Source organism: Suttonella ornithocola (assembly GCF_001889065.1).
GTDB lineage: Bacteria > Pseudomonadota > Gammaproteobacteria > Cardiobacteriales > Cardiobacteriaceae > Suttonella_A > Suttonella_A ornithocola.
Genome location: NZ_LWHB01000324.1, coordinates 1 through 515, shown reverse-complemented (window position 1 = coordinate 515; position 515 = coordinate 1). Strand labels below are relative to the sequence as shown.

Genomic DNA, 515 nt, shown 5'->3' with positions numbered 1-515 from the left:
TACATATAGTGCAATCATCTAAAACCCAATCCAATCCAAAGCAGATAAAAGAATAAAGTATCAATACAATCCATCCGCCATTCTTTGCGTATTTGCTTAATCCAAGCCCACATCTTTTCAATAGGATTTAAGTCTGGACTATAAGGGGGTAACCAAACTATCTCATGCCCATGCTCTTCAATGATTGCTTGAATATCACTGCGTTTATGAAAAGTGGCATTGTCCATGACAATTACACTGTTTTTAGGTAACTCAGGTAACAGTGCTTCTCTCACCCAATGAGAGAAAATATCGCTGTTAATAGAACCATCATATAAGCGTAAGGCAAACAATTCTCCATTGATAATGGCTCCAATCGCATTGCTCTGGTTCTTTAAATGCCAGTTATCACTTCCATGACAAACTTGTCCTTTTGTGCTGTAGCCATAAGTCTATGATCAAAGGCTTTAAAACCACATTCATCAAGATAGACTATCGGTTTGTCTTGAGCGGTCTTATCTACTATTTGTTCTTGA

The 515-nt window shown here is 37.5% G+C and carries 1 pseudogene; it reads right to left on the bottom strand.

Annotation, left to right across the window (positions count from 1 at the left end):
• Positions 1-14 precede the first annotated feature (14 nt).
• Positions 15-416 (bottom strand): annotated as a pseudogene (locus A5N85_RS15445) (transposase); the annotation flags it as partial.
• Positions 417-515: the final 99 nt, after the last annotated feature.